This is a genomic window from Pseudomonas sp. MF09156, assembly GCF_059862305.1.
Genome location: NZ_JCBCUR010000002.1, coordinates 595,788 through 622,767, shown reverse-complemented (window position 1 = coordinate 622,767; position 26,980 = coordinate 595,788). Strand labels below are relative to the sequence as shown.

The window sequence follows — 26,980 nt, the reverse complement described above, 5'->3', positions numbered from 1 at the left end:
TGCCTACGCCGCGCTGAACAGCTTGTGCGGATCAATCACAAACTTCTTCGGCACCCCGGCATCGAACTCGCCGTACCCACGCGGCGCGTCATCCAGGCTGATCACCTGCACGCCGACGATCTCGGCGATGTTGATGCGGTCCCACATGATCGCCTGCATCAACTGGCGGTTGTACTTCATCACCGGGGTCTGGCCGGTGTGGAAGCTATGGGACTTGGCCCAGCCCAGGCCAAAACGAATGCTCAGGCTGCCCATTTTCGCGGCGGCATCCACCGCCCCTGGATCTTCGGTGACGTACAGGCCGGGGATGCCGATCTTGCCTGCGACGCGCACCACCCCCATCAGTGAGTTGAGCACCGTGGCCGGCGCCTCGTGCTTGACGCCATCATGCCCGTGGCCGCGCGCCTCAAAGCCCACGCAGTCCACCGCACAGTCCACTTCCGGCTCGCCCAGCAACGCGGCGATCTGCTCGTGCAGCGGCGTGTCCTTGGACAAATCGGCGATTTCAAAACCCTGGGCCTTGGCGTGGGCCAGGCGGATCGGGTTGACGTCACCGATGATCACCACCGCCGCGCCCAGCAAACGCGCCGAAGCGGCGGCCGCCAGGCCTACAGGACCGGCGCCGGCGATGTACACGGTACTGCCAGGGCCAACGCCAGCAGTGACGGCGCCGTGATAGCCGGTGGGCAGGATGTCGGAGAGGCACGTCAGGTCACGGATTTTCTCCATGGCCTTGTCGCGATCCGGCAGTTTCAGCAGGTTGAAGTCGGCGTACGGCACCAGTACGTATTCGGCCTGGCCGCCGGTCCAGTCGCCCATGTCGACATAGCCGTAGGCACCACCGGCACGGGCCGGGTTGACGGTCAGGCAGACGCCGGTGTGTTGTTCCTTGCAGGAGCGGCAGCGGCCGCAAGCAACGTTGAAGGGCACAGACACCAGGTCGCCGAGCTTCAGGTTCTCGACGTCGCTGCCCTTCTCGATCACCTCGCCGGTGATTTCGTGACCGAGCACCAGGCCGGTCTGGGCGGTGGTACGGCCGCGCACCATGTGCTGGTCGGAGCCGCAGATGTTAGTGGAGACCACGCGCAGGATGACGCCGTGCTCGATCTTCCTGCCACGGGGGTCCTGCATTTTGGGATAGTCGATTTTCTGTACTTCGACCTGACCGTTGCCGAGATACACGACACCACGATTACCAGACATGCTTTCACCTCGCTGTTGTTTTTATGGAACTGCGGTGCCCGTTCGAGTGGGCAGCGCGTTTAAGTGCTCGGGTTACAGATGCTGTTTTTGCGTTGTTTGTAAGGGCCTCATCGCGGGCAAGCCCGCTCCTACATTTGATCGGGTTCACATTTCATCCTGTGGGAGCTGGCTCTCACATTTGGTCGGGTTCACACATCACCCTGTAGGAGCTGGCTTGCCTGCGATGGCGTCAGTCAGAGCACCACCGTTCTATTGGCATTCAAGAACACCCGCCGCTCAATGTGGTACCCCACCGCCCGCGCCAATGTCAGCCCTTCGATATCCCGCCCCTTGGCAATCAGGTCCTCGGGATAGTGGCTGTGATCCACCACCTCCACGCCCTGGGCGATGATCGGGCCTTCGTCCAGGTCGTTGTTGATGTAGTGCGCAGTGGCGCCGACCAACTTCACGCCCTTGTTGTACGCCTGGTGGTAAGGCTTGGCGCCCTTGAACCCCGGCAGCAATGAGTGATGGATATTGATCGCCTTGCCATCGAGCTTGCGGCACAGCTCCGGCGACAGCACTTGCATGTAGCGCGCAAGGATCACCAGTTCGGCACCCGCGTCTTCAATCACTTGCCACACCTGACGCTCCTGGGACGGCTTGTCGTTGGGGTCGAGGGGGAAATGGTAGTAGGGAATCTGGTGCCAGTCGGCCAACGGCTTGAGATCGGGGTGGTTGGACACCACCGCGACCACATCCATCGACAGTTGGCCGATACGCTGGCGGTACAGCAGGTCGTTAAGGCAGTGATCGGCCTTGGACACCATGATCACCACTTTTGGCCGGTAGTTCGGTGCCGTCAGCTCGAAGATCATCCCAAAGGCTTCGCCTCGCGTGGCCAGGCCATCGCGAAAACCTTGCTCGTCGAAGCCATCGGGCTGACGGAACTCCACGCGGATAAAAAAGCGCCCCGAGAGGCGGTCATCGAACGAGTGGTGCTCGGTGACGTAGCAGCCCTGCTCGAACAGATAGCGGGTGACCGCGTCCACCGTGCCGAGCACGCTGGGGCAGTCGGCGGTCAAAATCCATGTATCGGGTGCGCGGCTCATTACAGTTGACTCCTCAGGGATGCGTTCCCACGCAGCGCGTGGGAACGATCATCAGGCTTGGACATTCAGGCCGAATTCGGCCGAGGCATCCTGCAGCCACAACCACCAATAGTCCGAGAAGCTGCGACGAATCAGCAGTTCCCAGGTGTCTTCGGCGGTATGGCGGATCACCAGCTGCGACTTGGCGAACACCGTGCCCACTGCCTTGCCCACCGGGAAGTTGTCGGGGTGCACGTCGTAGCTGGTGGACTTCATCAGCACATCGCGCACGTTCGGGCCGCTGAGTTCGAGGATCTGCTGGCCGCCGCTGACGTTGACGACCTGGATGTGCAGATCGCCCAGGGCGGCCCGCAGGTTTTGCTCGGCGGCAAATTCTTCACCGCCTGGCACGATCAGCAACCACTCATCCGGGCCGAGCCATTGCAGGCTGGTTTCGCCTTTGACGATGACCTGCAGGGCGCCGGGCAGTTCGATGCCCAGGGCCTTGTGCACGCCGGCGGCGAAGGCCGCATCGTGGCCGTCGCCTCGCAGGGTCAGGTGGCCGAGGAGTTTCTTTTCACGCACGGTCACGCCGGCGTTCTTGCGGCCCTTGCCCACCTGGCTGGCGAGGTCGGCATGGTGCAGCGACGACTCGGCCTTGGCGCCGGAGGTGGGGCGTTGTTGGTACACATTGGCTGCTGTCATAAAGCACCTATCTGAATTCCAATGAACACCACAACCCCTGTAGGAGCCGGCTTGCCGGCGATGAGGCCCTCAAGCCTGGCGGCGATTTCCGAAACGCCATCGCCGGCAAGCCGGCTCCTACAGGGAGTGGTGTCAGATGTTTTGGCGATCGCCTTTCGGGTCGAAGAACACCGAAGACACGATCTCGGCCTCGATCACGCTGCCATCGGCCTGGGGCGAGAACACCCGCTCGCCCAATCGCTTCAAGCCGCCCTTGACCACCGCCATCGCAAACGAATAGCCGAGGGAGTTGTGCGCATAGCTGGAGGTGACGTGGCCGACCATCTTCATCGGGATGCTCTGCTTCGGATCAAACACCAGTTGCGCGCCTTCCGGCAGCCACACCTTCGGATCGATCGGCTTCAAGCCCACCAGTTGCTTGCGCTCTTCACGCACGCAATCCTCACGGTTCATCCCACGCCAGCCGATCCACGAGAACGGTTTGGTACGGCCCACGCACCAGCCCATGTTCAGGTCGTCCGGGGTCATCGAGCCGTCGGTGTCCTGGCCGACGATGATGAAGCCCTTCTCGGCCCGCAGCACGTGCATGGTCTCGGTGCCATATGGGGTCAGGTTGTACTGTTTGCCGGCCTCGACGATCTGTTCGAGCACGCCCATGGCGTAGTCGGCCTGCACGTTGACTTCGTACGACAGCTCACCGGTAAACGAGATCCGGAACACCCGCGCCGGCACACCGCCCACCAGGCCTTCTTTCCAGGTCATGAACGGGAAGCCGTCCTTGTCCAGGTCGATATCGGTGACCTCGCTCAACAGCTTGCGGCTGTTGGGCCCGGACAGGGTCATGGTCGCCCAGTGGTCGGTGACCGAAGTGAAGTACACCTTGAGGTCCGGCCATTCGGTCTGCTGGTAGATTTCCAGCCACTGCAGCACGCGGGCGGCGCCGCCGGTGGTGGTGGTCATCAGGAAGTGGTTGTCGGCAAGGCAGGCGGTGACGCCGTCGTCGAAGACCATGCCGTCTTCCTTGCACATCAGGCCGTAGCGCGCCTTGCCCACGTCGAGCTTGGTCCAGGCGTTGCTATAGATGCGGTTGAGGAACTCCCGGGCATCCGGGCCCTGGATGTCGATCTTGCCCAGGGTCGAGGCGTCCAGCAGGCCGACGCTGTCGCGCACGGCCAGGCATTCGCGTTTGACTGCCGCATGCAGGTCTTCACCGTTGCGCGGGAAGTACCATGGGCGTTTCCACTGGCCGACATCTTCGAACTCGGCGCCGTTTTTTACGTGCCAGGCTTGCAGCGCGGTGTAGCGCACCGGCTCGAAGATATGCCCGCAGTGCCGGCCCGCCACGGCGCCGAAGGTCACCGGCGTGTAGTTGGGGCGGAACATGGTGGTGCCCATCTGCGGGATGGTCACGTTCAGCGAGCGCGCGGCAATCGCCAGGCCGTTGACGTTACCCAGCTTGCCCTGGTCGGTGCCAAAGCCCAGCGCGGTGTAGCGCTTGACGTGTTCCACCGACTCGAAGCCTTCGCGGGTCGCCAGTTCGATGGCGGCGGCGGTGACGTCGTTCTGCAGGTCGACAAATTGCTTGGGCGCCCGTGCAGTGGCTTTTTCGTGAGGCACCTGGAACAAGGCCAGGGTCGGCTCTTCCAGGCGCGTCAGGGCCTTGGGCAGCGTACCTTCCACCGGGGCAAACCCGGCCTCGCTGGCCGCGCGCACGCCGCCTTCAAAGCCATCGGCCAGGGAATCACCCAGGCCGTAGACACCGTTGATACCGCCCACGCACACGCGTTTTTGCGGTGCTTGGCCCGGTACAAAACCGAGGATATCTTCACGCCAGGTTGGCTTGCCGCCCAGGTGCGAGGCCAGGTGAACCACCGGGCTGTAGCCGCCGGAGCTGGCCACCAGGTCGCAGTCCAGCCACTCGCCGGGGCTGGTGACCTTATGTGCTTTGACGTCGATGGCCGCCACACGGGCGCCAGTGACGTGCTTGCTGCCACGGGCTTCGATCACGGCGCTGCCGGTAAGGATGCGAATGCCTTTGGCGCGGGCCTCTTCCACCAGCGCGCCGCGTGGGTTGTGGCGTGCATCGGCCACCGCGACCACGCTGAGGCCAGCGTCGAACCAATCCAGCGCCACACGGTAGGCGTGATCATTGTTGGTCGACAGCAGCAGCTTTTTACCCGGCGCCACGCCATAACGGCGCACGTAGGTCGAAACCGCACCCGCCAGCATATTGCCCGGCACATCGTTATTGCCGTACACCAGCGGACGCTCGCAGGCGCCGGTCGCCAGCACCACACGCTTGGCGCGCACACGGTGGATACGCTGGCGTACCACGCCAATCGGCGCACGGTCGCCGAGGTGATCGGTGAGGCGCTCGTGGATGGTCAGGAAGTTATGGTCGTGATAGCCATTGACGGTAGCGCGAGGCAGCAGCACCACATCCGGCAGGGCCTTGAGCTCGGCGATCACGCTGGCGACCCACTCGGCCGCCGGCTTGCCGTCGAGGCTTTCGCGCGAGTCGAGCAGCGACCCACCGAATTCTTCCTGCTCATCGGCGATGATCACCCGCGCCCCACTGCGCGCAGCAGCCAGGGCCGCTGCCAGGCCCGCAGGGCCTGCGCCAACGATCAGCACGTCGCAATGGCGGTTCATGTAGTCGTAGGTGTCCGGATCGTTCTCGGTCGGCGAGCGGCCAAGCCCGGCGGCCTTGCGGATGTACTTCTCGTAGGTCATCCAGAACGATTGCGGGTACATGAAGGTTTTGTAGTAGAAACCCGGCGGCATCAGCTTGCCGCCGACCTTGCCGAGGATGCCCATCATGTCGTTGTTCACGCTCGGCCAGCCGTTGGTGCTGGTGGCCACCAGGCCCTGGTACAACGCCTGTTGCGTGGCGCGCACGTTGGGGATCTGCGTGGCTTCGGTGGCACCGATCTGCAGCACCGCGTTCGGTTCTTCGGCGCCGGCGGCAAAGATGCCGCGCGGGCGCGAGTACTTGAAGCTGCGGCCGATGATATCCACGCCGTTGGCCAGCAGGGCGGCGGCCAGGGTGTCGCCTTCAAAACCTTTGTAGCTCTGGCCGTTGAAGGTAAACGTCAGGACTTTATTGCGGTCGATGCGGCCACCGTTGGACAGGCGATTGATCTGGCTCATACCTTCTCTCCAGAAGCCTTGGCGGTGAATTGCGGCTGGGTGCCAATCTTGTAGGTTTCAAGAATTTCGTAGGTCAGGGTGTCGCGGGTGGCGTTGAAATACTGGCGGCAACCGGCGGCATGGATCCACAGCTCGTGGTGCAGGCCGCGCGGGTTATCGCGAAAGAACATGTAGTCACCCCACTCTTGATCGGTGCAGGCATTCGGGTCCAGCGGGCGCGGGATGTGCGCTTGGCCGGAGGCGTGGAATTCCTCTTCGGAGCGCAGTTCGCCACAGTGAGGACAGAAGATATGCAACATAGGGAATTTCTCCTGTTAGTGGGCGACGGCCGCAGCGCCGTGTTCGTCGATCAGCGCACCGTTGTGGAAACGGTCGATGGAGAAAGGTGCCGCCAGCGGGTGCATCTCACCCTTGGCCAGGCTCGCGGCAAATACGTTGCCTGAGCCGGGGGTGGCCTTGAAGCCACCGGTGCCCCAGCCGCAGTTGAAAAACATGTTCGGCACCGGGGTCTTGGAGATGATCGGGCACGCGTCCGGCGTGGTGTCGACGATGCCGCCCCACTGGCGGTTCATGCGCACCCGCGAGAGCACCGGGAACATCTCGACGATGGCCTGGATGGTGTGTTCGATCACCGGGTACGAGCCGCGCTGGCCGTAGCCGTTGTAGCCGTCGATACCGGCGCCGATCACCAGGTCGCCCTTGTCGGACTGGCTGATGTAGCCGTGCACGGCGTTGGACATGATCACGCTGTCGATAATCGGCTTGATCGGCTCCGACACCAGCGCTTGCAGCGGGTGGGATTCGATCGGCAGGCGGAACCCGGCCAGCGAAGCCATGTGCCCGGAGTTACCTGCGGTGACCACCCCAACGCGCTTGGCGCCGATAAAGCCCTTGTTGGTCTCCACGCCGATGCACACGCCGTTTTCCTTACGAAAGCCGATCACCTCGGTCTGCTGGATCAGGTCCACGCCCAAGGCATCGGCAGCACGGGCAAAGCCCCAGGCCACGGCATCGTGACGGGCCACGCCGCCGCGCCGCTGCACGGTGGCGCCGAGGACCGGGTAGCGGGTGTTTTTCGAGCAGTCGAGGTATGGGATCTCGTCCGCGACCTGCTTGGCATTGAGCAGCTCGCCATCCACGCCGTTGAGGCGGTTGGCACTCACGCGGCGCTCGGAATCGCGAATGTCCTGCAGGGTGTGGCACAGGTTGTAGACACCACGCTGGGAGAACATCACGTTGTAGTTCAGGTCCTGGGACAGACCTTCCCAGAGCTTCATCGCGTGCTCATACAGGTGCGCCGATTCGTCCCACAGGTAGTTGGAACGCACGATGGTGGTGTTGCGCGCGGTGTTGCCGCCGCCCAGCCAGCCTTTCTCGACCACCGCCACGTTGGTGATGCCGTGCTCCTTGGCCAGGTAGTAAGCGGTCGCCAGGCCATGCCCGCCGCCGCCGACGATGACCACGTCGTAGACCTTTTTCGGGGTCGGCGTGCGCCACATCTTCTGCCAGTTTTCGTGGTGGCTGAGGGAGTGTTTGAAGAGGCCGAAGCCCGAGTAGCGTTGCATAGGCATTACTCCAAAACCGCGCTCAGCGATAAACCGGGAAATCCGCGCACAGGGCAGACACGTGCTTGGCCACGTTGGCCTCGACGTCGGCGTCGCCGAGGTTGTCGAGGATGTCGCAGATCCAGCCGGCCAGCTCCACACATTGCGCCACCTTGAAGCCACGGGTGGTCACCGCCGGGGTGCCGATGCGCAGGCCCGAGGTCACGAACGGCGACTGCGGGTCGTTGGGCACCGCGTTCTTGTTGACGGTGATGTGGGCGCGACCGAGGGCGGCATCTGCGTCCTTGCCGGTGAGGCCCTGGCGGATCAGGCTGACCAGGAACAGGTGGTTATCGGTGCCGCCGGAGACTACATCGTAGCCACGCTTGATAAACACGCTGGCCATGGCCTGGGCGTTGTCGATCACCTGCTGTTGATAGGCTTTGAAGCCTGGCTCCATCGCCTCCTTGAAGCACACAGCCTTGCCCGCGATCACGTGCATCAGCGGGCCACCCTGTGCGCCGGGGAACACCGCGGAGTTGAGTTTTTTCTCAATCTCTTCGTTGGACTTGGCCAGGATCAGGCCACCCCGCGGACCGCGCAGGGTTTTGTGGGTGGTGGTGGTGACCACATCGGCGTAGGGCAGCGGGTTCGGGTACAGGCCAGCCGCCACCAGGCCGGCGACGTGGGCCATGTCGACGAACAGCAGCGCGCCGACCTTGTCGGCAATCTGACGAAAGCGTGGGAAATCCAGGGTCTTGGAGTAGGCAGAGAAGCCGGCGACGACCATCTTCGGTTTGTGTTCCACGGCCAGGCGCTCGACTTCGTCGTAGTCGATCAGGCCGGTGTCGGTGTTGATGCCGTACTGCACCGCGTTGTACAGCTTGCCCGAGGACGACACCTTGGCGCCGTGGGTCAGGTGGCCGCCGTGGGCCAGGCTCATGCCGAGGATGGTGTCACCGGCATTGATCAGCGCCAGGTACACCGCACTGTTGGCGGACGAACCGGAGTGCGGCTGCACGTTGGCGTAATCGGCGCCGAACAGTTGCTTGGCGCGCTCGATGGCCAGGGCCTCGACCTTATCCACATGCTCGCAGCCGCCGTAGTAGCGCTTGCCAGGGTAGCCTTCGGCGTATTTGTTGGTCAGGCCGCTGCCCTGGGCCTGCATCACGCGCTTGCTGGTGTAGTTCTCCGACGCGATCAGCTCGATATGATCTTCCTGGCGCTGCTCCTCGGCATTCATGGCCGCCAGCAGTGCGTCGTCATATCCCTGGATCTGGTCTTGTTTGCTGAACATCGCGTCTCTCCCAGCCTTTCGTATTGTTGAGGCCCGTGCAGGGCCCTTTGATGCGATGGTAGGGCTGGCGCAGGCAGGTCAAATGCCTACGCACGCCACGCAAAGGTGCGTTTACGACATGGCCAGAACAACACCGAACAAATGTGGGAGCGGGCTTGCTCGCGAATTCGATGTGTCAGGCAGCACATGCATTGGCTGGCCCACCGCATTCGCGAGCAAGCCCGCTCCCACAGGGACTATGTGATGACCTTTCGAAGGAGTAGCAGCAGTAAGAAATGCGCGGGATAAAGTGCATACGCCCAGCGCCGCATAGCCGGCGGTGAGACATGTGTGACCTGTCGCAATAAGACCAGCCCGGCGAGCGGCGCAATCAGGCATGCGGCCAACCCGAGCATCGCGACGAGATTGCCGCTATTGAGTAAGACCTGCCATTGATTGGCAGCTACACACACCAAACCCGGCAACACGCTGAAATACCAGGGGCGACTGAACACCAGCAACATCGCCAGCGGCAGTAATACACCAAAAAAGCCGAACATCAGTTGCGCCGAGAACGTACCGGCGATCAACAGCGCGATCAACGCCAATCCCCGGTCAAAATGCGTCTTCTGCTGCCATCCCCTGGCAACCAGCAGCCCCAGCGCCAGGGTCGGCAGCACGTTCAATGTATCGGCATCGTCGATAAACATCCGATACGGCACCTCGCTGATCACGCTGAACAGCAGCAACCAGCCCAGGTAACGCCATTGCCCGCTGACCGGTGCATCCCGGACCCGCTGCAAATTGGCCGCAATCGCCAGGCAAAACCACGGGAACGCCAGGCGCCCCGGCACGTACAGGCCATCGAGGCTTAAACCGACATAACGCAGGTGGTCCAGCACCATGCTCAATAGCGCCAGCCATTTGAGCAGGTCCAGAGCGCCATCGCGCCCGCGCTGCAAAGGAATCGTTTCAGTACCGTGCATAATTCCCCAGAGACTTTGCATTAACAGTGCGTGCGCCCGCCGGATATTCTTGGTTAAAGTGCGCACCAACATCGACCACAGGAACGGGCCATGACCGACAAGAGCCAACAATTTGCCAGCGACAACTATTCCGGGATCTGTCCGGAAGCCTGGGCCGCCATGGAGCTCGCCAACCAGGGCCATCAACGCGCCTATGGCGATGATGAATGGACCCATCGTGCTGCCGACGGTTTCCGCAAACTGTTCGAAACCGACTGTGAAGTGTTCTTCGCCTTCAACGGAACAGCGGCCAACTCCCTGGCCCTGTCTTCCTTGTGCCAGAGCTACCATAGCGTGATTTGCTCGGAAACCGCCCATGTCGAGACCGACGAATGTGGCGCACCGGAGTTTTTCTCCAACGGCTCCAAGCTGCTCACCGCGCGCACCGAAAACGGCAAGCTGACCCCCGAATCCATCCGCGAGATCGCCCTCAAGCGCCAGGACATCCACTATCCCAAGCCACGCGTCGTGACCCTGACCCAGGCCACCGAAGTGGGCAGCGTGTACACCCCGCAAGAAATCCGCGCCATCAGCGTCACCTGCAAGGAACTGGGGCTGAACCTGCACATGGACGGTGCGCGTTTCTCCAACGCCTGCGCGTTCCTCGGCTGCTCACCTGCCGACCTGACCTGGAAAGCCGGTGTGGATGTGCTGTGCTTTGGCGGCACCAAGAACGGCATGGCGGTGGGTGAAGCGATCCTGTTCTTCAACCACAAGCTGGCGGAAGACTTCGACTACCGCTGCAAACAGGCCGGCCAGTTGGCGTCGAAAATGCGCTTTTTGTCAGCCCCGTGGGTCGGCCTGCTGGAAAACGACGCCTGGCTCAAACATGCACGCCACGCCAACCACTGCGCCCAGTTGCTCAGCAGCCTGGTGGCGGATATTCCCGGCGTGGAATTGATGTTCCCGGTGCAGGCCAACGGCGTGTTCCTTCAACTCTCGGAGCCGGCCATCGCCGCGCTGACGGCCAAGGGCTGGCGCTTCTACACCTTCATCGGCAAGGGCGGCGCGCGCTTCATGTGTGCGTGGGATACCGAGGAAGAGCGGGTACGAGAACTGGCGGCGGATATTCGTGAGGTGATGGGAGCCTGATCTCCCCCCCGAAGTAGCCGGCGTGCCGGCGATGGCGACCCTGAGGGCGCCATCGCCGGCACGTTGTTGCCTACAACTGGAGGGGTTGTAATGCGTCCCACTGATCAATCGGCCCGGGATTGTGTTCGATCGTCCCACCGCCAAACTTGACCGCCAACTTGTTCACCGCATTCAACGCCGTCGTCACCCCGCCCTCGGCCCAGCCCCCGGTCCAGGAAATATCATCTCCAGACAGAATGAAACCGTCCGGCGCGCCCTCCTTTACACCACTCATGAACTGGGAAAACAGCAGTCTTTGATACTCATACTGCCCCGGCAGGTTCATCTTGAAGGCACACAGGTAGAACGGCTCATTTTCCCAGTTGATCTCGATAAAAGGGTCAACCATGCCGAACTCGGCCGCCAGGTTTAGTTGCGTGTCGGCATACACCGTATCGAGTAAGGTCGTACACAAATCGACATGAGACGGCAACGGCGCGCTGCGGTCGCCAAGGAACTTCAGGCTGTCATCGTTCCAGGTATATGAGAGAAACATGCCGCTGCCCTTGTTCACCCCGTTGCTTGGGGCATAGTCCAGCAGATAGGTGCCACGGGTAAGGCGGTCCGACAAGGTCACACTCATCTTGTAGCGACCGTTCTCGACATCATTCCAAAACGGCCGTCGAGTGTTGGCGAAGATCTTTGCCGATTGCATGTAATGGGTATACATCACCGCTTCCCAGGTAGCCTGGGGCAGTAAGTTGTTCATCGGCGTAAAGCGCTCTTTGCCATCCATATAGCGGAACTTGTCGAGCACCCGCACGTGAGGCGTATAAATCACACTTTTAAAGTTACGCAGGGTGTCTCCACCCTGTTTGTTGTCATGCAGGTACACATCGAACGTGCCATCGGCCAGGCGGTGGATCTGCCGGACTTCCTGGTTGAGGGGGTCAGCAATCTCCCGCCGCGTCAAACTCTCCACCGTCGTGCCTGCCGGCCAATGGACCTGGGTGTCGCCGAACGAAGCCGGCGTGCGGCTCCATAGGCGCAGGGGCAGCTCGCTGGAACCGTCATACATCAACGTGTGGTTGGTATCCAGGCCGGTGTACAGCACCCGCAACACTTCCAGGAAACAGTTCGGATAGTCGGTGTTCCAGCCGCCAGTGCCGAAGCCTATCTGGCCAAACAGGTCAATGTCTTCGCGGCTCCACTTGGCTTGCTCGACCATGGCGGCATAGAAACTCAGGTCATCCCAGCCCGCCCTGAGGATCGTATTCCAGATCGCTTTGATTTCACCTTGGTCCACTGCCGTTTCCTGCATCGCGTTTTCCATGTCGGTGAACCGGATCGGGTCTTGTTCAAGGAATTCGCCGAAGAACATATCTTCGATTCGCCTGTATTTTTGCGGCAGGTCATTGCGTTCGTAGTAGGTCTGCTCGTTCTCGTAATCGACGAGGGTACTGGGGGCGGCGGGCGAGCCGGGGTTAGGGAAATCCGCCGAGTTGGCGCTCATCCCGACCTTGGCAAAGTAGTGCATCAACGCCTTGCCGGACTTGGGGAAGCGCATCGCCCCCAGTTCACAGATCACCCGGCCTTGTGGGTCGTTGCGATCACCCAGCACATGGGAATAGAGCCGCCCGCCAATGCGCCCCGAAGCTTCCACCACTATCGGATGCAGGCCCATGCGCATCGCCTCGTAGGCTGCCACCAGCCCGGACACGCCGGCACCGACGATCAACACCTGCTCGCCAAGATGCTGCGCGGCAACTTGGGCCAGGGGCTTTTTAAGGATCGCGGCCTGCCATAAATAGCGGGCGTAATGAAACGGAAAGTCAGGAATCAGCGCCGTGACATTTTTGTTCAAAAGCCGCTGAGCACCTTGGGAGCGGGAGGGAATCGCAGACATGATGGCGTCCTTGCAGGTTGGGTAAATGTCCACCCTCTACTACAAGGCTAAAGGCGAATGCGACGAGACTAAGAGCCAGCCTAGTAGACCGTCCTCGCCACAATTAGATCGCTTTGCAATAAGAAAGAACGGCTCCATCGCCCCCCACGCGCAAAAGCCATTACTTAAGGAAAGTCTGAAGTGATTATTTATAGATCAGGATTTAATCGGGCCATCAGTTGCCCGATGCTGCGGCACTCACTATAAAAACAAGCCGTGAATCTATGAACGCCCTATCTGACAAGACGGTTCCCTGCGTCGCCCCTCGCCCAAAAATCGAGACCCGTTCCATTGACTATGTGCCGCGCAACGAACGGCACGGCAAAGTCTGGCATCAGGGACCCTTCTGGTTCACCGGCAACTTCGTCCTCACCACCATGGTCACCGGGTTCACCGGCGCCGCACTGGGCTTGAGCCTGGTCTACGCGATCCTGGCGATTGTCATCGGCGTGGGCCTGGGCACCTTTGCCATGGCCTTCCACGCCAACCAGGGCCCGCGCATGGGCTTGCCGCAGATGATCCAGTCACGGGCCCAGTTCGGCCTGCGCGGCGCTATCGTGCCGTTTGTCGCGGTGATCTTTGTGTACATCGGCTTCAATGTGTTCAACGTGATTCTCGCCACCGACGCCATCAACACGGTGCTGCCGGGCAGCCGGGCGCCGTGGTATGCGTTGATGATCATCCTCGCGGTGATGATTGCCGTGATCGGCCATGACCTGCTGCACACTGTGCAACGCTGGCTGACCTACGTGATGATCAGCGTATTCGCAGTGCTGACCGTTGCCGCCCTGATGAGCCTGTCGGCCGATGCCGCAGTGGCCGAGGCGCATTTCTCCTGGTCGGCGTTCCTGATCCAGCTCAGCGCCGCTGCCGGTTATCAGATCAGCTACGCCGTGTATGTATCGGACTACTCGCGCTACCTGCCCCATCAAACCCCGTCGCGCCGGGTGATTTTCTGGACCTACCTGGGGGCTGCCGGCTCGGCGCTGTGGCTGATGTCTCTGGGCGCGTTCCTGGCCTCGGCCCTGCCCTCGCCCGATGCCATCGCCAGCGTGCGCACGGTGGGCAACCAGGTGATTCCTGGCTTCGGCACCTTGACCGTGCTAATCGCGGTGCCGGCGCTGATTGGCATCATGGCGGTCAATTGCTATGGCGCGATGCTGACCGGCATCAGTGCCATCGACGGTTTCGTGAAAATCCAGCCGCGCCTCAAGAGCCGGGTCATCGGCATCGGCCTGGTGGCAGTGATCATTTTCCTGATCGCCTTGAGCATTCCCGATAGCTATCTGGCCAGCTTCAACACGTTCGTGCTGCTGATGTTGTACTTCCTGGTGCCATGGACTGCCGTCAACCTCGCCGACTTCTACCTGGTGCGCAAAGGCCAATACGCCATCAGCGATATCTTCAACCCCGCCGGCATCTATGGCCTATGGGGCAAGGCGGGCTTGGTCGCGTACTGCCTGGGCCTGGTGTCGATGATCCCGTTCATGTCGTTGAGTTTCTATGAAGGGCCGGCCGCCGTGGCGCTGGGCGGGGCCGATATCGCCTTCGTGATCGGCCTGGGCGTTTCCGCGCTTATCTATTGCCTGATGAGCCGCAACCTTGACCGCGATGCCGAACACCGTGCCATTGCCGCCAGCGAGGCCATGTTGGAAGGTGGTAAGCCATGAACACCCTACGTGTCGTCTGTGATCAACTCGCCCCGCGTATCGCCGATGTGGAACACAACCGCGCACTCAGCGCCAAGGCCATTCGCGGTGCGGCGGCGCTGGGCGCGCAGGTGCTGGTGTTGCCGGAGCTGATGCAAAGCGGCTACGCGTTCAATGACCGGGAGGAAGCCCTGGCAGTGTCCGAGGAGCTGGACGGCCCGACACTCACCCGCTGGAAAACCCTCGCGAGCGAACTGGGCATCATTGTCGTGGCCGGCTTTTGTGAGCGCCTGGCGGCAGGCCAGGTGGCCAACAGCGTCGCGCTGATAGAGCCGGGCGGCAGGCTGACGGTGTATCGCAAGGCGCACCTGTGGGATCGCGAGAAATTGATCTTCACCCCCGGAACTGAACCGCCACCGGTGGTGGAAACCGCCGCTGGACGGATCGCTGTCATGATCTGCTACGACCTGGAACTGCCGGAGTGGGTACGCCTGGCCGCCCTGGCCGGGGCTGACCTGCTCTGTGTGCCGGTGAACTGGCCGGACGGCCCGCGCCCAGCCGGTGAAAGACCGGCAGAAATCGTGCGGGTCCAGGCCAATGCGGCGGTCAACCGGATGTTTATCGCCGCATGCGATCGCCATGGCGAAGAGCGGGGGGTCAACTGGATTGGGGGATCCGTCATTGTCGATGCCGATGGCTACCCATTGGCCGGGGCGGTCTCACATCAGAACGAACAACGCCTGGTGGCCGACCTGCCCCTGGCCCAGGCCAGGGACAAGTTCATCAGCGAGCACAACCACGTGCACCAGGACCGTCGGCCGCAGTTGTACTGATCCGCCCGTTACCCCCCTGATCGCTCCCACGCGCCACGTGGGAACGATCACACGATCTATCAGAACTCGATCCGCACATCGCCCTTCGGCACGCTGCAGCACGACAGGATGTAGCCCTCGGCTTCGTCTTCCTCGGTAATCCCGCCGTTGTGCTCCATTTCTACTTCCCCGCCCAGTTTCATCACCTTGCACGTGCCGCAAATGCCCATGCCGCAGGCCTTGGGGATCAGCAGGCCGAGCTTGGCCGCTGCCGCATGCACGGTTTCCCCAGGGGCCACACGGATACTTTTGCCCGACGAGATAAACTCCACCTGGTGCAAGTCCGCCAGGTCGATTTCTGGCGCATCGGCCGCCTGTTCGGCTTGCTCCACCGCATCGGCACGCGCCTCTGGCGGGGTCGCACCGAAGGACTCCTCGTGGTAGCGGGTCATGTCAAAGCCATTGGCTTCCAGCAGGCGCTTGACCGCGTTCATATAGGGCGTAGGGCCGCAGCAGAACACTTCGCGCTCAAGGAAGTCCGGCACCATCAGTTCGAGCATTTTCTGGTTGAGGTAGCCCCGATATCCGGCCCACGGTTCGCCCAGGCCGTGCTTCTCGCAGATCAGGTGCAGGCTGAAGTTTTCGATGCGCGAGGCCATATGCTCCAGCTCGCGGTGGTAGATGATGTCTTTGGGTGACCGGGCGCTGTGCACGAACACCATGTCGACATTGGCGTTGGTGTCGTAATACCAGCGCGCCATGGACATCACCGGGGTGATCCCCACGCCGCCGCTCAGGTACAGCACCTTGGGGTTGCTGAAGTCGATGGCGTTGAACAGCCCGACCGGCCCGTGTACTGCCAGTTCCTGGCCTTCGTGCAGGGTGTCGTGCAGCCAGTTGGAAACCTTGCCACCGGGCACGCGCTTGATGGTCACCGAGAAGCTGTAGGGCACCGACGGCGAGCTGGAGATGGTGTACGAGCGCATGATCGGCTGGCCGTCGATTTCCAGCTCCAGGGTGACGAACTGCCCCGGCTTGAAAAAGAACAGGATCGGCTGGTCGGCCATAAAGCAGAAGGTGCGCACATCCCAGGTTTCCTGGATGACTTTGACGCAACGGACGATGTGCCGACCATTGGCCCAGGTCTGGGTGGTGACAGGATTCAGGAAGCTGTTGGACATGCTGTTCTCCACGGCCGTAGTTCGGCTTGATGCTGGCGATTCTGCGTAAGGCCGCAACCTGCCATTTACCTATCTGCGACATTCGCATACTTATCGCGACCAGCCCCCATACCACTGGGGTTGCGCGTCGGGAACAGAGTGGGCCATGTCGTTAATGGACAAGGTTGCGGCCAGCGCCGGGCCCACACTCGCAGCCAACAACGACGCTTTCTTTACGCCTTGCTGCAAACCTGATTAGCCACTTATCGCGGCCACACAGAATGGCCTTGAGGACACACACGATGGACGTCACCGCAACCTTGAGCTTGGGCGATCCGCTGGAACCCGCACGCAAGGCCACCGCGCAAATGCTGCAGGAGCGCGAGCGCACTTTTTCACTGCCCCAGCCGTTTTACTCTGACCAGCGCCTGTTCGATATCGACATGCAGGAGATCTTCCAGAAGGAATGGTTGATCGCCGGCATGACCTGCGAGATCCCCAGCAAGGGCAACTACCTGACCCTGCAGATCGGCAAGAACCCGATCATCGTGATCCGTGGCGCCGAGGGCGTGGTGCATGCCTTCCACAACGTCTGCCGCCACCGCGGCTCGCGCTTGTGCACCAGCGACAAGGGCAAGGTCGCCAAGCTGGTATGCCATTACCACCAGTGGACCTACGAACTGGACGGGCGCCTGCTGTTCGCCGGCACCGAGATGGGCGCTGACTTCGACATGAAGCAGTACGGCCTCAAACCGGTGAACGTGAAGACCGCCGGCGGCTACATCTTCATCAGCCTGGCCGAGAACCCGCCGGCCATCGATGACTTTTTGTCGACGCTGAACCACTACATGGAACCCTACGACATGGAGAACACCAAGGTGGCGATCCAGACCACCTTGTTCGAAAAAGCCAACTGGAAACTGGTGCTGGAAAACAACCGCGAGTGCTACCACTGCAACGCCTCGCACCCCGAACTGCTGAAAACCCTGCTGGAATGGGACGACGTCACCGACCCACGGGCCGACCAGGCCTTCAAGGACCATGTCGCCGCCTCCGCCGCCGCCTGGGACGCCGAGAAGATCCCTTACGCCCACGCCAGCTTCGGCCTGCGTAACCGCATCGTGCGCATGCCGTTGCTCAAGGGCACCGTGTCCATGACCCTGGACGGCAAGCAGGGCTGCAAGAAACTGATGGGCCGGATCAAGAACCCCGACCTGGGCTCGATGCGCATCCTGCACCTGCCCCACTCGTGGAACCACTGCATGGGTGATCACATCATCGTGTTTACCGTGTGGCCGATCAGCGCCCAGGAAACCATGGTCACCACCAAATGGATTGTCCACAAGGACGCCGTGGAAGGCGTGGACTATGACGTCGACCGCATGCGCCAGGTGTGGGACGCCACCAACGACCAGGACCGGCGCCTGGCCGAAGAGAACCAGCGCGGGATCAACTCCACCGCTTACCAGCCGGGGCCGTACTCCAAGACCTATGAGTTTGGTGTGGTGAACTTTGTGGACTGGTACAGCGAGCGCATGTTGAACAACCTAGGAGCGGCGCCGGCGCCGTACCTTAAAGGTGTCGCCGCTCACGAATAACGGACACACCAGAGATCAAACTGTGGGGCTTGTGTGGGAGCGGGCTTGCCCGCGATAGCGGTGTATCAGTCACAGATTTGTTGGCTGACCCACCGTAATCGCGGGCAAGCCCGCTCCTACATTTGGTTACTCATCTGGTCAGAAATTAATCATCGCGCCTCCAGCCCGCTATTACCCTGCCCTCCAGCCATCCCCCAACAACTTATCCACAAAGCCACCCACAGTAATTGTGGGCAACTGCCTTATCTCCTTGAAATAAAACCAAGAAAATCCGTGACATATTCAAAGCAGCGGGTTTGATCGAACATTGATCATTTTTTAATCAGAAGCTTACAGGCCACGTTTTATATGGCCTGTAGCGGATCGCAAACACCTTATCCACAGAAGCGCCAACAGACTTTGGGGGCAACTTCGGCCATTCTGTGGAAAACCGCCTGCAACCGAGCAAAATCGAGGCTTTATGCGCGTAAACCGATTGAAATGGCGATATTGATCATATTTCAACCAATTCACTGCAAGCCTCTATTAACATGGCCTGTAGCGGGTAGCGAACATCTTATCCACAGAAGCACCAACAGACTTTGGGGGCAACTCCGAGCCGGGCTTTTTCCTTATCCACAGAAAAAGCCCAGTAAAAACCGTCGCTTAGGTTGGTTGTTTTTCGTACAGAGGGCTACAGGGCTTGATTTACATGGGGTGTGGACAGCCGCGAACAGGTTATCCACAGCTGGGCTAACAGGGATTGTGGGTAACACCGCAAACCCTGTGGGAGCTGGCTTGCCTGCGATGCAGGCACCGCGGTTTTTCAGTTACACCCAGGTGACGCCATCGCAGGCAAGCCAGCTCCTACAGGGTCAGCGCACCACGCCCTCTTCGACCAACAGCTTGAGAATCGCCTCGGCACCCGCCTCAGGGCTCACCCCCTTGAGCACCTGCCCACCGCCACCACTGGCCTTGGCCGTGGCGGCTTTCATGCGGTCGGCGCCGCTCTTGGCCTTGATCACCTTGAGTCGCTTGGGCCGAGGCTTGGCCGGTTGCAGCACGGCGCCTGTGAATAACTCATCGTCCACCACCTGCACGTCGTGCTCCTGCAGCACGCCACGCTGGGCCGGGCCGTAGGCGCTTTGCCGAGGCTTGGGCGCGGCGTTATCCACCGTGGCCAAAAAGGGCAGGCGCACCTTCAGGCGCCGCCGCTGCCCGCGAGGCAGCGCTTGCAGCACAAGGGCCACGCCGCTGTCGATGGACTCCACCTGGGCCAGGCCGACGATCAGCGGCCAGCCCAGTTGCTCGGCCAACAGGAACGGCAACATGCCCGAGCCTTCGCCGGTTTCGGCCTGGCTGCCGGTGAGCACCACCTGGGCGCCAGCGTCCCGCAGGTAGTCACCGAGTACCGGCAAGGCATCGGCGCCAGCCGGTTGTTCCAGCACGTGCAACTGCGCCAGCCCCATGCCCAGGTAGGCGCGCAGGGTCGGTTCGGCGATGTCGCCGGCATGCAGGACTTGCAGGTTATCCCCAGCCAGTTGCAGCCCCAGCTCGACGGCGCGGGCATCCTGTTCGGCGCGGCGCGGACGGCCGGAGGTCGGGTGGGCGCCTATGGATACCAGGCTGATTACATGGGTGGTCATGGCCATATCCTTTGTTTAAGCCGCATCGCGCTTGGCGCCGTTGCGGTGGGCCTGGACCGCTGCAATCAAGGCCCGGAGAATGTCACCGCTGTCGCCGATTACCGACAGGTCGGCGCGCTTGATCATGTCGCAACCCGGATCGAGGTTGATCGCCACCACCTTGTCGCAGGCCCCGATGCCTTGCAGGTGCTGGATCGCCCCGGAGATCCCCACCGCCACATACACCCGCGCGGTGACCCAGATACCACTGGCGCCGACCTGGCGATCACGGGCCATAAAACCATCGTCCACCGCCACCCGCGACGCCCCTTCGGTGGCGCCCAGGGCAGCGGCGGTCTGGTGGAACAGGTCCCAATCCTTGACCCCGTTGCCACCGGAGAAAATAAACTCGGCCTCGGCCATGGGAATCGCCCCGGGATCCACCGCCACCGCGCCCAAATCCTCGATACGCGGCAAGCTGCGCGCCAGGGCTGTGGATAACTCCACAGGCAACACTTCGTGACGCGTATCGCTGACCGGATCGGCGCATTCCACAGCAGCCAGGATCAGCCGTGGCAGCGCGCGCGCCAGGTCTTCCCGGCCTGCGCCGGCACGGCCGATGCACTCAGAGCCCTTGATCTGCCACACCCGGGTGGCCGGGCGTTCCTTGAGGCTGGCGGCAAAGCGCCGCCCCAGTTCGCCACCGCCACTGCGGCTGTCGGGCAGCAGCCAATGACGCGGGCTGAACTGGTTATCCACAGCCCGCAGGCCATGGACCCGCTGCTCCGGTGAATAACCGTCGAATTCGTGCCCGTCGAGCACCAGCAGGCGGTCCACGCCGGCCGTGTCGAAGGCACTTTCCTTATGCTCGCCAAACACCACCGCCAGCACCGCGCCGTCGCTGCCGGCCAGTTGCCGCGCCAGGCCCAGCAAGTCGCGGTCGTGGCTGCTCAGGCGGCCGCCGACCATGTCCGGCACCACGTTGATGTAGAACGCCGGGGCTGGCACCTGGTGCAACGGCAACTGCACTTGCGCCGCTGCCGTACGTTTGGTCGCACCGCCCTGCTGGGCGCCGCTGCGGTCGATACGCTTGATGCCGTTGGGCCCGATAAAACCTATGCCATGCACGTTTTTACGGAGGATGCCGTTAGGCCCCATCCAGCTGTGCTGTTCCGGTTGCATCGCCGCATGCAGCGGGTGCAAGCGGTTGCGGGCGATCCATTCGGCCCGTGGGTCGCGGCGGATAATGTCGCTCATCAGTGGACCTCCGCTGGTACACGCGTGTTCTTGGCCGGTACAGCCTCTTCGAGCAAGGCGTCCGCCACCAACTCGGCAATGTCCTTGATCAGTGGGCGGGGTTCGACCACCCCTTCGAGCATCGCCGTGCACTGTGGACAACCCACGGCCACCAGTTCGGCGCCGGTCTCGCGGATGTCTTCCATGCGCATGTCGGGGATGCGCTGCTTACCGGGAATATCGGTGATCGGCGCGCCGCCACCGCCACCGCAACAACGGGAACGGAACCCCGAACGTTGCATCTCCTTGACCTCGATCCCCAGCGCCCGCAGCACTTGGCGCGGTGCCTCGTACTCACCGTTATAGCGGCCCAGGTAGCACGGGTCGTGGTAGGTCACGCTGTTGCCTTTGTGCTGGCCCAGGTTCAGCAGGCCTGCGTCGATCAGCTCGGCCATGTAGGTGCTGTGGTGCTGCACCCGGTAGTTGCCGTCGAAGGCGCCGTATTCGTTTTTCAGCACATGGAAGCTATGGGGATCGCAGGTGACGATGCGCTGGAAGCGGTACTTGGCCAGGGTCTGGATATTGCGCGCGGCCAGCAGCTGGAACGTTGCCTCATCGCCCAGACGCCGGGCCACGTCGCCGCTGTCACGCTCCTCAAGGCCCAGTACGGCGAAGTCGACCTTCGCCGCCTTCAGCACTTTGACGAAGGCGCGCAGGGTGCGCTGGTTACGCATGTCGAAGGCGCCGTCGCCGACCCAGAACAGCACGTCGGTGCTGCCTTTATCGCCGAGCAGCGGCAGGTTCAAGTCCGCCGCCCAGTTCATCCGCCCACCCGGGGCGAACCCGCCGGGGTTGTCGGTGGCGATCAGGTTCTCCAGGACTTCGGCGCCCTTGTTCGGGGTCGCGCCTTTTTCCAGGGTCAGGTGGCGACGCATATCGACGATGGCATCTACGTGCTCGATCATCATCGGGCATTCTTCGACGCAGGCACGACAGGTGGTACACGACCACAATGTCTCGGCATCCACCAGGCCATTGACGATCGGTTGGTGCGGGTTGCCGCTGTGTTCGCCGATGGCCTTGCCCGGGTAAGGGCTGCCGGCGAACTTGGCATCGGTGCCGCCGGCCAGGCCGACCACCATGTCCTGGATCAGTTTTTTCGGGTTCAGCGGCTGGCCGGCGGCAAACGCCGGGCACGCGGCTTCGCACTTGCCGCACTGCACGCAGGCGTCGAAGCCCAGCAGTTGGTTCCAGGTGAAATCCTTGGGTTTTTCCACGCCCAGGGGCGCGCTCTTGTCGCTCAGGTCCAGCGGCTTCAAGCCGGTAGAGCGGCCCCCGCCAAAGCGTTCGGCGCGGCGGTGCCAGGCCAGGTGCAGAGCGCCGGCAAAGGCGTGTTTCATCGGCCCGCCCCAGGTCATGCCAAAGAACATTTCCGACACACCCCACAGCACGCCCACACCAAGCAGCGCGGCCAACAGCCAGCCACCGAAGTCGGCGGGCAGGATCCCGGCCACCGGCAAGGTCAACAGGAAGAAGCTCACCGAGAACGCCATCAGGCTTTTCGGCAGGCGCATCCACGGGCCTTTCGACAGCCGCGACGGCGGGTCGCGCCGGCGCAGATAGACGAAGGTGGCGCCGACAAACATCAGCACCGACGCCAGCAGCAAGGCGTAGCCGAGGATGCGGTTATGCAGGCCGAAGCCGTGCACCAGGATCGCCAGCAATGCCGACAGCACAAAGCCCAGGGCCGTGGCGACGTGGGTGTTGACGATGTATTTGTCGCGGGCGACCACGTGGTGCAGGTCGACCATATAGCGCTTGGGCATGGCCAGCAGGCCGCCCAGCAGGTCGACCTTGGCAGCACGGCCCCGGCGCCACATGTTCATCCGGCGCACAGCACCGAGGACGGCCAGGCCTATCGCTGCGAACAAAAGAACAGGAAGCAAGGTGTTCAACATGGTGAAGCTCCCACAGACCACGCAAGTCTCGCGTGGGACCCGGCTCAATGTGGGAGCTGGCTTGCCTGCGATGGCATCACCCAGGTCTCACTCGAGACCGAGTTGCCTGCATCGCGGGCAAGCCCGGCTCCTACATAAAGCAGCTCCCACATTTTTGACCGAGTCCACATTGGTTCGGTGTTGGGTCAGAAATCCTTGCACAAGCGCAGGGCGTCGTAGATCGCAGCGTGGGTATTGCGCTGGGCCACACAGTCACCGATGCGGAACAGCAAGTACCCTTCCCCCGGCTCGCTCAGGCACGGTTGCGGCTTGATCGCGAACAGCGCCTCGACGTCCATCTGCCCCTTGTTGCGCGCCCCTTGCTTGAGGGCGTAGTAGATTTCTTCGTCCGGACGCACGCCGTTCTCCACCACCACCTGGTCCACCACCCGTTCTTCCTTGGCGCCGGTGTATTCGTTCTCCAGCACGGCTATCAGCTTGTCGCCCTCGCGGTAGACCTTCTCCAGCATCATGTCGCCGGTCATGATCACTTCCTTGGGATACATGCTGCGGTAGTAGGTCGGGAATGACGTACCGCCGATGGCCACGCCAGGCTTGATGTCGTCGGTGACGATCTCGACCTGGCAGCCCTTGTCGGCCAAAAAGTCGGCCACCGACATACCGGTGAATTCGCAGATGGTGTCGTACACCAGCACGTTCTTGCCCGGCGCCACCTTGCCGTCGAGCACGTCCCAGCTGCTGACCACCAGGCCTTCTGCCGCGCCCCAGTGTTCGTTCTGCTCGATGAACGGATGCCCGCCCACCGCCAGCACCACCACATCGGGGCGCAGGTCGAGGATGGTCGCGGCATCCGCCGCCACGCCCAGGCGCAGGTCGACGTTCAGCCGTGCCAGTTCCAGCTGGAACCAGCGGGTGATACCGGCGATCTGGTCGCGCTGCGGCGCCTTGGACGCCGTGGTGATCTGCCCGCCGATAAAGTCTTTTTTCTCGAACAGAGTCACGTCGTGGCCGCGCTCGGCAGCGACCCGCGCTGCTTCCATCCCGGCCGGGCCGGCACCGACCACCACCACTTTGCGCTTGGGCCCGGTGGATTTTTCGATGATGTGCGGCACGCCCATGTATTCACGGGAGGTTGCCGCGTTCTGGATACACAGCACGTCCAGGCCCTGATACTGGCGGTCGATGCAATAGTTGGCGCCGACGCACTGCTTGATCTGGTCGATCTGGCCCATCTTGATCTTGGCGATCAGGTGCGGGTCGGCCATGTGCGCGCGGGTCATGCCGACCATGTCCACATAGCCGCCTTCGAGAATGCGCGTGGCCTGGTTCGGGTCCTTGATGTTCTGCGCGTGCAGCACCGGGGACTTGACCACTTCCTTGATCCCGGCCGCCAGGTGCAGGAACGGCTCCGGTGGATAACTCATGTTGGGGATCACGTTGGCCAGGGTGTTGTGGGTGTCGCAACCCGAGCCGACCACGCCGATGAAGTCGAGCATGCCGGTGTCGTCGTAGTACTTGGCGATCTGTTTCATGTCCTCGTGGGACAGGCCGTCCGGGTGGAATTCATCCCCGCACAAACGGATACCCACGCAAAAGTCCGGGCCGACCTCCGCACGCACAGCCTTGAGCACTTCCAGGCCGAAACGCATGCGGTTCTCAAAGCTGCCGCCCCATTCATCGGTGCGTTTGTTGACCCGTGGGCTCCAGAACTGGTCGATCATGTGCTGGTGCACCGCCGACAGTTCCACGCCATCCAGGCCACCGGCCTTGGCCCGGCCTGCGGCGCTGGCGTAGTTGCCGATCACCCGCCAGATTTCTTCCGGCTCGATGGTCTTGCAGGTCGCACGGTGCACCGGCTCACGCACGCCCGAGGGTGACATCAGGGTCGGCCAGTTGAAGCCGTCCCAACGCGAGCGGCGCCCCATGTGGGTAATCTGGATCATGATCTTGGCGCCATGCTTGTGCATCGCGTCAGCCAGGTTCTGGAAGTGCGGGATGATGCGGTCGGTGGACAGGTTCACCGAACTCCACCACTCCTGCGGGCTGTCGATCGCCACCACCGAGGAGCCGCCACAGATCGCCAGGCCAATGCCGCCCTTGGCTTTCTCTTCGTAATACCTGATGTAGCGCTCGGTGGTCATCCCGCCGTCGGTGGCATACACCTCGGCGTGGGCGGTACTGAGCACGCGGTTACGGATGGTCAGTTTGCCGATCTGGATCGGCGCAAACATTGCTTCGAAAGCCATGGCACGGTCCTCGGCTTACAACGGCTTGACGGTGAACAGACCGTCGTCGTGGCCCTCTTCGGAGCCTCCGTAGACTTGTTCGGCGACGGTGCGGATGTTGCTGCCGCGCGCTTGCAGAATCTGGTCCATGGCACCGGCAAACCAGCCGGTGAACATGTAGTCGACCTTGCGCCCGACCTTGCCGTACACATAGACGAAGGCCGAGTGTTCGAGGGTGACGCTGGCGGTGCCTTTATCGAGGTCGATGTCCTGGATCTTGAACAGGCCCCAGCCGCGCTGCGACAGGCGCTTCATGTAGTGTTCGAACACCGCGACGCCTTCCAGGCCGTGGCATTCGGCCTCTTTTTCACACCAGTGCCAGGCGGATTTGTAGCCGGCCTTGTAGAGGATTTCGGCGTAGGCGTCAGCGCCCAGGACCTCTTCGATACCCATGTGGTTGTTGACGAAGAAATGGCGCGGCACGTACAGCATCGGCAGGGCGTCGGAAGTCCAGACACCGGTTTCGCTGTCGACTTCGATAGGCAATTGCGGGGCGATCTTGGCCATGGAAACTCAACTCCAGAAAATTCGGTTTGGTGCCCGCTGCACGGATGGCAGCGGGAAAGAATGCAGGGCTTATTCGCCCCAGACGTCCTTGAGAACGTTGACCCAGTTCTCGCCCATGATCTTGCGCACCACGCGCTCGCTGTGGCCGCGCTTGAGCAGGGTCTCGGTCAGGTTGGGGAACTCGCCCACGGTGCGGATGCCCAGCGGGTTGATGATCTTGCCGAAGCTGGTCAGGCGGCGGGCGTAGCCCTTGTCATGGGTCAGCATTTCGAAGAAATCCTGGCCATGGCCCTGGGTGAAGTCGGTGCCGATGCCGATGGCGTCTTCGCCGACGATGTTCATGGTGTACTCGATGGCTTCGGCGTAGTCGTCGATGGTCGAGTCGATGCCCTTGGCCAGGAACGGTGCAAACATGGTCACGCCGACAAACCCGCCGTGGTCGGCAATGAACTTGAGTTCTGCATCGGACTTGTTGCGCGGATGCTCTTTCAGGCCGGACGGCAGGCAATGGGAGTAGCACACCGGTTTCTTCGATTCGAGGATGACTTCTTCGGATGTCTTGGAGCCGACGTGGGACAGGTCGCACATGATCCCGACACGGTTCATCTCAGCAACGATCTCACGCCCGAAGCCCGACAGGCCGCCGTCACGCTCGTAGCAGCCGGTGCCCACCAGGTTCTGGGTGTTGTAGCACATCTGCACCACACCGACGCCGAGCTGCTTGAAGATCTCGACGTAGCCGAGCTGGTCCTCAAAGGCATGGGCATTCTGGAAGCCGAAGATGATGCCGGTCTTGCCCTGCTCCTTGGCGCGGCGGATGTCGGCGGTGGTCTTCACCGGGATCACCAGGTCGCTGTTCTCGCGGATCAGGGTCTGGCTGGCCACGATGTTATTGATGGTGGCCTGGAAGCCTTCCCACACCGACACCGTGCAGTTGGCGGCGGTCAGGCCACCCTTGCGCATGTCCTCGAACAGGTCGCGGTTCCACTTGGCAATGATCAGCCCGTCGATAACGATGCTGTCGGCGTGCAGTTCGGCTGGGCTCATCAGGCGTCCCCTTATTGGCGATTCATGCGCCGAATCGTCTGCCGGCGCTTTGGGGCCAGCATATGCCCAGGGGCTGACAGAGCCGGGTGCAAAAACGACAGGGGAATTGCCGAAAGCGTCAATCCACGACAAAGG

Annotated in this window: 20 protein-coding genes; 4 read left to right on the top strand and 16 right to left on the bottom strand. The window is 62.1% G+C overall.

Annotation, left to right across the window (positions count from 1 at the left end; translation table 11 throughout):
- Positions 1 to 3: 3 nt before the first annotated feature.
- The 8 genes from fdhA to AC19YY_RS08625 form a co-directional block, all read right to left on the bottom strand.
- Positions 4 to 1,203, bottom strand: a complete 1,200-nt coding sequence (fdhA, locus tag AC19YY_RS08660) for a formaldehyde dehydrogenase, glutathione-independent (RefSeq protein ID WP_038443950.1) — start codon at positions 1,201 to 1,203, stop codon at positions 4 to 6.
- Positions 1,204 to 1,436: 233 nt separating this feature from the next.
- The gene (purU, locus tag AC19YY_RS08655; RefSeq protein WP_169953721.1) at positions 1,437 to 2,294 is read right to left on the bottom strand and encodes a formyltetrahydrofolate deformylase; all 858 of its coding nucleotides are present in this window, start codon (positions 2,292 to 2,294) and stop codon (positions 1,437 to 1,439) included.
- A gap of 51 nt (positions 2,295 to 2,345) precedes the next feature.
- Positions 2,346 to 2,978: a sarcosine oxidase subunit gamma gene (locus AC19YY_RS08650; protein WP_169953719.1), complete on the bottom strand. Its 633-nt coding sequence runs from the start codon at positions 2,976 to 2,978 to the stop codon at positions 2,346 to 2,348.
- A gap of 132 nt (positions 2,979 to 3,110) precedes the next feature.
- The gene (locus tag AC19YY_RS08645) at positions 3,111 to 6,128 is read right to left on the bottom strand and encodes a sarcosine oxidase subunit alpha (protein WP_500604059.1); all 3,018 of its coding nucleotides are present in this window, start codon (positions 6,126 to 6,128) and stop codon (positions 3,111 to 3,113) included.
- Positions 6,125 to 6,427, bottom strand: coding sequence for a sarcosine oxidase subunit delta (locus AC19YY_RS08640; protein WP_169953715.1), 303 nt, complete (start codon positions 6,425 to 6,427; stop codon positions 6,125 to 6,127). The genes AC19YY_RS08645 and AC19YY_RS08640 overlap by 4 nt, the downstream gene beginning before the upstream one ends.
- Before the next feature lie 15 nt (positions 6,428 to 6,442).
- The gene (locus tag AC19YY_RS08635; RefSeq protein WP_010207084.1) at positions 6,443 to 7,693 is read right to left on the bottom strand and encodes a sarcosine oxidase subunit beta; all 1,251 of its coding nucleotides are present in this window, start codon (positions 7,691 to 7,693) and stop codon (positions 6,443 to 6,445) included.
- A gap of 22 nt (positions 7,694 to 7,715) precedes the next feature.
- The gene (locus AC19YY_RS08630) at positions 7,716 to 8,969 is read right to left on the bottom strand and encodes a serine hydroxymethyltransferase (RefSeq protein ID WP_029296971.1); all 1,254 of its coding nucleotides are present in this window, start codon (positions 8,967 to 8,969) and stop codon (positions 7,716 to 7,718) included.
- A 236-nt stretch (positions 8,970 to 9,205) separates the two neighbouring features.
- Positions 9,206 to 9,934: a TraX family protein gene (locus AC19YY_RS08625; RefSeq protein WP_500604089.1), complete on the bottom strand. Its 729-nt coding sequence runs from the start codon at positions 9,932 to 9,934 to the stop codon at positions 9,206 to 9,208.
- A 90-nt stretch (positions 9,935 to 10,024) separates the two neighbouring features.
- On the opposite strand from AC19YY_RS08625, the gene AC19YY_RS08620 reads away from it, so the two are divergent.
- Positions 10,025 to 11,065, top strand: coding sequence for a threonine aldolase family protein (locus tag AC19YY_RS08620; protein ID WP_169953713.1), 1,041 nt, complete (start codon positions 10,025 to 10,027; stop codon positions 11,063 to 11,065).
- A 70-nt stretch (positions 11,066 to 11,135) separates the two neighbouring features.
- Here the strand turns inward: AC19YY_RS08620 and AC19YY_RS08615 are convergent, their stop codons facing one another.
- A complete protein-coding gene (locus AC19YY_RS08615) occupies positions 11,136 to 12,950 on the bottom strand; it encodes a flavin monoamine oxidase family protein (protein ID WP_169953710.1) in 1,815 nt (604 codons plus the stop codon).
- 263 nt (positions 12,951 to 13,213) lie between these two features.
- On the opposite strand from AC19YY_RS08615, the gene AC19YY_RS08610 reads away from it, so the two are divergent.
- Both AC19YY_RS08610 and AC19YY_RS08605 read left to right on the top strand, forming a co-directional pair.
- Positions 13,214 to 14,659, top strand: coding sequence for a purine-cytosine permease family protein (locus AC19YY_RS08610; protein WP_169953708.1), 1,446 nt, complete (start codon positions 13,214 to 13,216; stop codon positions 14,657 to 14,659).
- Positions 14,656 to 15,471, top strand: coding sequence for a nitrilase-related carbon-nitrogen hydrolase (locus tag AC19YY_RS08605; RefSeq protein WP_432754716.1), 816 nt, complete (start codon positions 14,656 to 14,658; stop codon positions 15,469 to 15,471). Before AC19YY_RS08610 ends, AC19YY_RS08605 begins: the two co-directional genes overlap by 4 nt.
- A gap of 59 nt (positions 15,472 to 15,530) precedes the next feature.
- On the opposite strand, the gene gbcB is transcribed toward AC19YY_RS08605, so the two are convergent.
- Complete coding sequence (gene gbcB, locus AC19YY_RS08600) at positions 15,531 to 16,631, bottom strand: glycine betaine monooxygenase reductase subunit (RefSeq protein ID WP_500604058.1); 1,101 nt, start codon at positions 16,629 to 16,631, stop codon at positions 15,531 to 15,533.
- A 281-nt stretch (positions 16,632 to 16,912) separates the two neighbouring features.
- Here gbcB and gbca point away from each other — a divergent pair, with 281 nt between their 5' ends.
- Positions 16,913 to 18,208: a glycine betaine monooxygenase oxygenase subunit gene (gbca, locus tag AC19YY_RS08595; RefSeq protein ID WP_169953701.1), complete on the top strand. Its 1,296-nt coding sequence runs from the start codon at positions 16,913 to 16,915 to the stop codon at positions 18,206 to 18,208.
- Positions 18,209 to 19,062: 854 nt separating this feature from the next.
- Here gbca and etfB read toward each other — a convergent pair.
- The 6 genes from etfB to AC19YY_RS08565 form a co-directional block, all read right to left on the bottom strand.
- Positions 19,063 to 19,833, bottom strand: a complete 771-nt coding sequence (gene etfB / locus AC19YY_RS08590; protein ID WP_169953699.1) for an electron transfer flavoprotein subunit beta — start codon at positions 19,831 to 19,833, stop codon at positions 19,063 to 19,065.
- 15 nt (positions 19,834 to 19,848) lie between these two features.
- The gene (etfA, locus tag AC19YY_RS08585) at positions 19,849 to 21,069 is read right to left on the bottom strand and encodes an electron transfer flavoprotein subunit alpha (RefSeq protein WP_500604057.1); all 1,221 of its coding nucleotides are present in this window, start codon (positions 21,067 to 21,069) and stop codon (positions 19,849 to 19,851) included.
- Positions 21,069 to 23,006, bottom strand: a complete 1,938-nt coding sequence (dgcB, locus tag AC19YY_RS08580; RefSeq protein ID WP_500604056.1) for a dimethylglycine demethylation protein DgcB — start codon at positions 23,004 to 23,006, stop codon at positions 21,069 to 21,071. Before dgcB ends, etfA begins: the two co-directional genes overlap by 1 nt.
- 185 nt (positions 23,007 to 23,191) lie before the next feature.
- On the bottom strand, positions 23,192 to 25,252 hold the full coding sequence (dgcA, locus tag AC19YY_RS08575; RefSeq protein ID WP_170057615.1) for a dimethylglycine demethylation protein DgcA: 2,061 nt from the start codon (positions 25,250 to 25,252) through the stop codon (positions 23,192 to 23,194).
- A gap of 15 nt (positions 25,253 to 25,267) precedes the next feature.
- Positions 25,268 to 25,798 carry a DUF5943 domain-containing protein gene (locus AC19YY_RS08570; RefSeq protein ID WP_169953691.1) on the bottom strand — a complete coding sequence of 177 codons (531 nt, stop codon included), beginning with the start codon at positions 25,796 to 25,798 and terminating at the stop codon, positions 25,268 to 25,270.
- A gap of 69 nt (positions 25,799 to 25,867) precedes the next feature.
- Positions 25,868 to 26,845 (bottom strand): dipeptidase, encoded by a 978-nt coding sequence (locus AC19YY_RS08565; RefSeq protein ID WP_169953689.1) that lies wholly within the window; start codon positions 26,843 to 26,845, stop codon positions 25,868 to 25,870.
- Positions 26,846 to 26,980: the final 135 nt, after the last annotated feature.